The following is a 6,574-nucleotide window of genomic DNA, read 5'->3' on the forward strand; positions in this document are numbered from 1 at the left end:
GCAGCGCCATCAGGCGCGGCGTACATTGTCGGATGGCGGCGCAAAGGCCTTATCCGGCCTACGGTCGGTTTCATAACGTACGCTAAACCGCTGCCGACGACGGTAAGCGTAAACATCTTCCACGTGCCCTTCACGGATCCGCGTTTGCAGCCCTCGCCAGTAGTCGGCGCTGAACAGGTCGGCGTGCATCTCCTCAAACAGCGGCCCGATGCGCGGGTCGGCACATAGCCAGTGACGAAACTCTTCCGGGAAGACATCCCCCGGCGACACGCTGTACCACGGTTCAGCGCTCATCTCATCCTCTGGGTAGCGCGGCGGTGGGATATGGCGGAAATTCACCTCCGTCATATAGCAAATTTCATCGTAGTCGTAGAACACCACGCGCCCGTGGCGGGTAACGCCAAAGTTCTTAAACAGCATATCTCCCGGGAAAATATTGGCGGCGGCCAGCTGACGAATGGCGTTGCCGTACTCTTCTATCGCGTCGCGCAACTGCTGGCCTTCGACCTGCTCCAGCCAGATATTCAGCGGCACCATGCGCCGTTCGATATACAGATGGCGAATAACAATCTGATCGCCGAGATCGGTAATTTTTTCCGGCGCTTCCTGTAGTAGCAGTGCCATCAGCGCCGGGTCGATTTGCCGTTTATCCAGTACAAAGTTTTCAAACTCCTGAGTATCAGCCATCCGCCCGACGCGGTCGTGCTCTTTCACCAGCTGGTAGCAGGCGCGGACGTGCGCGGCGGACATCTCCTTTTGCGGCGCAAATTTGTCTTTGATGATTTTAAACACCCGGTCGAAGCCCGGTAGGGTAAACACCAGCATCACCATGCCGCGGATCCCCGGCGCTTCGATAAATTGCTCATCGCAATCAGCGAGATAGAGCAGATACTCGCGGTAGCTTTCAGTCTTCGCATGTTTCTGACAGCCAATCGCCATATACAATTCAGCGGTGGTTTTACCGGGCAGGATCTCGCGCAGCCACTCCACTAACGCCGCGGGCAGTGGGGCATAAACCATAAAATAGGAACGGGCAAAGCCAAACACAATGCTCGCTTCCGCCGTCGTGGTCAGACAGGTATCGACAAACAGTTCGCCTTCGTCAGTCCGGTGGATTGGCAATAAAAACGGCAGCGTCCCGGAAGGGGTAATCAGCTTACCGACCAGCCAGGCGGCCTTATTGCGATAAAACAGTTCGTTCGCCACCTGTAAATGACAGCGCGGCAACACATCCGCACCCAGCGTTTCGGTCAGGTGTTCGATGATGTAGTGGATATCACGATGTTTATTCTGCCACGGTAGACGCAGAGGCAGATCGCTGAGGACGCGGGTGAGCAGCCACTCCCAGCCGGTATCAGGAAAAAAGTCTTTCGCCAGCGGGCGGGGGATCGTGCGAAAACGGCGCTCTGGCTGAGAGCTAAAAATAAACAGCCGCTCGGGAGTCAGCGAGCGGTGGTCAAATAACCGGCAGTAAACGGAGTTAAAGAAGCTCTCCGCAATCTCGAAGCGCGGATAATCCGGCAAGAGCCGGGTGTAATGATCTTTCACGCGGAGCAAAAAACCCGCGTCGGTACTTTTGCCGTCAGTAATGCAGCGCAGCTGTTCCACCACCAGACCCACATGGTGATCGTAAAGGTGAATACGGCTTTTCATCGCCTGCTGAACCGCATGCCAGTCGGCATGTTCAAAACGCTGCTGCGCGCCGGAGGTGACTTCCAGAAAACGCCCGTACTGGGCGTCGAAACCTTGCAAGATAGTCTGAGCAATCAGTAATTCCAGGCCACGCGTCATCGATTTCCCCCATCCGGCACAACGTCATGCCGGATGGCGCATGCGCTTTTCCGGCCTACATCCCTTCGTAGGCCCGGCAAGCTCAGCGCCACCGGGCATTGATCAGAACTGCGATTCTTCGGTGGAACCCGTTAACGCGGTAACGGAAGAGGCGCCGCCCTGAATGATGGTGGTAACTTTATCGAAGTACCCGGTACCCACTTCCTGCTGGTGGGACACGAAGGTGTAACCGTCTTTTGCCGCCGCAAATTCTGGCTGCTGAACCTTCTCAACATAGTGGCGCATGCCTTCACCCTGCGCATAGGAGTGCGCGAGGTCGAACATGTTGAACCACATGCTGTGAATACCCGCCAGGGTAATGAACTGGTATTTATAGCCCATGTCCGACAACTGCTGCTGGAAGCTGGCAATGGTTTTATCATCCAGATTTTTCTGCCAGTTAAACGACGGCGAACAGTTGTAGGCCAGCAGTTTACCCGGGAATTTCGCATGAATAGCATCGGCAAAGCGCTTCGCCAGTTCGAGGTCTGGTGTGGAAGTTTCACACCACACCAGATCCGCATACGGCGCGTAGGCCAGACCGCGGCTGATCGCCTGCTCAATACCAGCATGTGTACGGAAGAAGCCTTCGCAGGTACGTTCGCCAGTAATGAACTCGCTGTCGTAGGCATCGCAGTCAGAGGTAATCAAATCAGCTGCGTCAGCATCGGTACGCGCAATCACCAGCGTCGGCACGCCCATGACGTCGGCAGCCAGACGGGCAGCCACCAGTTTCTGGATAGCTTCCTGAGTCGGCACCAGCACCTTACCGCCCATGTGACCGCATTTTTTCACTGATGCGAGCTGATCTTCGAAGTGAACGGCTGCTGCACCAGCCTCAATCATCGATTTCATCAGTTCAAACGCGTTCAGAACCCCGCCAAAGCCCGCTTCCGCATCAGCAACGATCGGCAGGAAGTAATCCACGTAGCGCGGATCGTTCGGCTCAATACCACTTGACCATTGGATCTGATCCGCACGACGGAAAGTGTTGTTGATCCGATCCACCACTGCCGGGACGGAGTTCGCCGGATACAGCGATTGATCCGGATACATGCTGGAGGCCAGGTTAGCATCTGCCGCTACCTGCCAGCCTGAAAGGTAGACCGCTTCAATACCGGCTTTAGCCTGTTGCAGCGCCTGGCCGCCGGTCAGCGCGCCGAGGCTGTTGATATACCCTTTCTTCGACTCACCGTGCAGCAGACGCCACATTTTCGCCGCGCCAAGCTGCGCCAGCGTGCATTCCGGGTTGACCGAGCCACGTAATTTCACCACATCCTCCGCGCTATACGGACGGGTGATGCCTTCCCAGCGCGGTTGAGTCCACTCTTTCTGTAATTCTTCGATTTGTTGAGTACGGGTTTTCATGTGCAGATGCTCCATATTGTTATGTGGTGAGTTAAGCCAGCAGGCGGTAACCTGGCAGGGTCAAGAAATCGATCAGTTCATCAGAGGTCGTGATTTGCTCCATCAGGCGCGCGGCATCGTCAAAACGCCCGCTGCTGTAGCGGTGCTCGCCCAGTTCGTCCTGAATCACCAACATCTCTTCGGCCAGCATCTGGCGGAACAGCGGTTTGGTCACCGGCTTGCCGTTGCTGAGCGTCTTCTGGTGGTGGATCCACTGCCAGATGGAGGTGCGGGAGATTTCGGCGGTGGCCGCATCTTCCATCAGACCGTAAATCGGTACGCAGCCGTTACCGGAGATCCACGCCTCGATGTACTGCACCGCGACACGGATGTTGGCTCGCATACCCTCTTCGGTACGCTCACCGTCACAAGGCGCCAACAGCTGTTCAGCGGTAATTGGCGCATCTTCTTCACGCGTCACAAACAGCTGATTTTTGTTTTCTCCGAGCACGTCGTTGAATACCGTCATTGCGGTATCTGCCAGGCCCGGATGGGCAATCCATGTACCGTCATGACCGTTATTCGCTTCCAGCGCTTTATCCGCTTTTACCTTGGTCAGAACCTGGTTGTTACGCTCGGCATCTTTACTGGGAATGAACGCAGCCATGCCGCCCATCGCAAACGCGCCGCGTTTGTGACAGGTTTTAATCAACAGACGCGAGTAGGCGCTGAGGAATGGCTTATCCATCGTCACTACCTGACGGTCCGGCAGCACGCGATCCGGGTGGTTCTTCAGGGTTTTGATATAGCTGAAAATGTAATCCCAGCGGCCACAGTTCAGGCCCACAATATGGTCACGCAACGCGTGCAGAATTTCGTCCATCTGGAAAACAGCGGGCAACGTTTCAATCAGCAGGGTCGCTTTGATAGTGCCGCGCGGCAGATTAAAGCGGTCCTCTGCATAGCTGAACACCTCACTCCACCAGGCAGCTTCTTGCCAGGCCTGCGTTTTTGGCAGATAGAAATACGGGCCACTGCCTTTTGCCAGCAACGCTTTATAGTTGTGGAAGAAGTAGAGTGCAAAATCGAACAGGCTGCCCGGGATGGATTCGCCACGCCAGGTGACGTGTTTTTCCGGCAGATGCAGACCGCGCACACGACACACCAATAAAGCTGGATTGGGTTTGAGTTGATAAATTTTACCCGCTTCGTTGGTGTAACTAATGGTGCCATTGACCGCATCGCGCAGGTTGATCTGCCCGTCGATAACTTTGCTCCACTCAGGGGCCAGCGAATCTTCAAAGTCAGCCATAAAGACTTTGACGTTCGCGTTCAGCGCGTTGATGACCATCTTGCGCTCAACCGGGCCGGTAATCTCTACGCGGCGATCCAGTAAATCATCAGGAATACCGCGAATTTTCCAGTCGCCCTCGCGAATGGAAGCTGTTTCCGAAATAAAATCAGGCAACTTACCGTTATCAATATCCTGCTGCTGCTGGATCCGCGCAGCCAGAAGCTTATTCCGCTTAGGCGTAAATCTTGTCACCAGTTCAGTCAGAAACTCCACCGCTTCTCCGGTCAGAATTTGCTGTTCTTGTTCGCCGCGCGGCCTGGTAAAGACCAGTTCATCGGTTGTCGTTGCCTGTTGATTCATTGCGTAGTTCCTCGTCAGTGATCCAAACACATCCCCAATGCGAACGAAGGATCGTTGTGCGGTTTTCGTTCAGCACAACTAAGACTACTCATTTAAATCTCAAAATCAAAAACAATTTCCATTTTTAATTTAATTATCAATTAACCTATTGATAACAATATAAATAAAATTTAATTACACATTGAGGTGCGTTTCGGAAATAAAAAAGGCACCCGAAGGTGCCTGATTCAACATGCTGAAACGCTTAAGGATCGTCTGCTACAGAAGATTAATCCAGCGTTGGATTCATGTGACGCAGATCATATGGCGTGATCTGGTAGACGTAATAGTTGAGCCAGTTGGTAAACAACAGATTGCCATGGCTACGCCAGGTTGCCCGCGGTTTGTTTTGCGGGTCATCTTTCGGGAAGTAGTTATAGGGTACTTCCGGGGATAAGCCCGCTTCAACGTCACGAAAATATTCGCTACCAAGCGTGTGCGCGTCATATTCCGGATGACCCGTCACAAAGGCAATGCGTTTATCTTTACTGGCGAACAGATAGGCATCGCCCTCTTCCGTTTCGGCAAAAATCTCGAGATCGGTATAGTCGCGGATAAGTGCTGCAGGGAAATCGGCATAGCGCGAATGAGGGGCCAAAAACGCGTCATCAAATCCGCGCGTCAGCAACGCATGAGGATGCAGAATATGATGCTCATACACGCCGGAGAGTTTGTCCGTGCGGGTTTGTTTGGGAATGCCATAAAGGATATTCAATGCGGCTTGCACCGCCCAACAGACAAACAGCGTCGAGGTAACGTGATCTTTTGCCCATTCAAGCACTTGCTTAATCTGCGGCCAGTAAGCCACGTCATTAAACTCAACCAGACCCAGCGGTGCCCCTGTAACAATCAGTCCATCAAAGTTCTGATCGCAGATATCCTCGAAATTACAGTAAAAGTTATTCAGATGCTCCGTTGGGGTGTTGCGTGACTCGCGGGCATCGATGCGCAATAGCTGAACATCTACCTGTAGCGGTGAGTTAGACAATAAACGCAGGAACTGGTTTTCCGTTTCAATCTTCTTCGGCATCAGGTTAAGGATGAGCACCTTCAGTGGACGAATTTCCTGACCGGAAGCGCGGGAGGTCGTCATGACAAAGACGTTTTCCTCACGCAAGAAATTGACGGCGGGTAGCTCGTCCTGCACGCGAATTGGCATAACCTGATAACCTCACTACATACGTTTAAACGTTTAGACATCCAGACAGCTGAAGATACCCAGGAATCATGCGAATGTCGAGCCTGCATCCTCAAGTTGAGAAAGTTTCACGGCTCCTTGCTGTAGAATAGTGCAGTAAAGAAAAAAGGAGAATGCTATGACCATTACCATTCGTCGTTCGCGCCAGGACGAAGGAGACAAGTTAGTTTCTATTTGGTGTCGCTCAGTAGATGCCACGCACCATTTCCTCTCTGCGGATTATCGAATTGAGCTGGAGGAGCTGGTACGTTCATTTTTACCAGAAGCCCCTCTATGGGTTGCAGTAACAGGGCAGGATGAGCCAGTCGCCTTTATGCTCCTGACCGATCAGCATATAGATGCCCTGTTTGTCGATCCGGATGTGCGTGGTAGTGGCGTTGGTAAGCTGCTGATTGAACATGCTTTATCAATGAGTTCCACGTTAACAACTAACGTTAATGAACAGAATGAGCAAGCGGTTGGATTCTATAAGAAGATGGGATTCAGCGTGACGGGACGTACAGAGG

The 6,574-nt window shown here is 53.1% G+C and carries 5 protein-coding genes; 1 reads left to right on the forward strand and 4 read right to left on the reverse strand.

What is annotated here, in order from left to right; genetic code table 11:
• Positions 1 to 9: 9 nt before the first annotated feature.
• The 4 genes from aceK to metA form a co-directional block, all read right to left on the reverse strand.
• Positions 10 to 1,791 (reverse strand): bifunctional isocitrate dehydrogenase kinase/phosphatase, encoded by a 1,782-nt coding sequence (aceK, locus tag FDX14_RS00625; RefSeq protein WP_137348856.1) that lies wholly within the window; start codon positions 1,789 to 1,791, stop codon positions 10 to 12.
• Positions 1,792 to 1,893: 102 nt separating this feature from the next.
• Positions 1,894 to 3,198 carry an isocitrate lyase gene (aceA, locus tag FDX14_RS00630; protein WP_042313073.1) on the reverse strand — a complete coding sequence of 435 codons (1,305 nt, stop codon included), beginning with the start codon at positions 3,196 to 3,198 and terminating at the stop codon, positions 1,894 to 1,896.
• Between the two features lie 31 nt (positions 3,199 to 3,229).
• The gene (aceB, locus tag FDX14_RS00635; protein WP_042313075.1) at positions 3,230 to 4,831 is read right to left on the reverse strand and encodes a malate synthase A; all 1,602 of its coding nucleotides are present in this window, start codon (positions 4,829 to 4,831) and stop codon (positions 3,230 to 3,232) included.
• 268 nt (positions 4,832 to 5,099) lie between these two features.
• Positions 5,100 to 6,029 carry a homoserine O-acetyltransferase MetA gene (gene metA, locus FDX14_RS00640; RefSeq protein ID WP_042313076.1) on the reverse strand — a complete coding sequence of 310 codons (930 nt, stop codon included), beginning with the start codon at positions 6,027 to 6,029 and terminating at the stop codon, positions 5,100 to 5,102.
• A gap of 157 nt (positions 6,030 to 6,186) precedes the next feature.
• Between metA and FDX14_RS00645 the strand changes: the two genes are divergently transcribed.
• Positions 6,187 to 6,574, forward strand: a 388-nt coding sequence (locus FDX14_RS00645) for an acetyltransferase (protein WP_137348857.1), incomplete at its 3' end; no start/stop codon positions are given.

Source organism: Citrobacter sp. wls710 (genome assembly GCF_005281115.1).
GTDB lineage: Bacteria > Pseudomonadota > Gammaproteobacteria > Enterobacterales > Enterobacteriaceae > Citrobacter > Citrobacter werkmanii.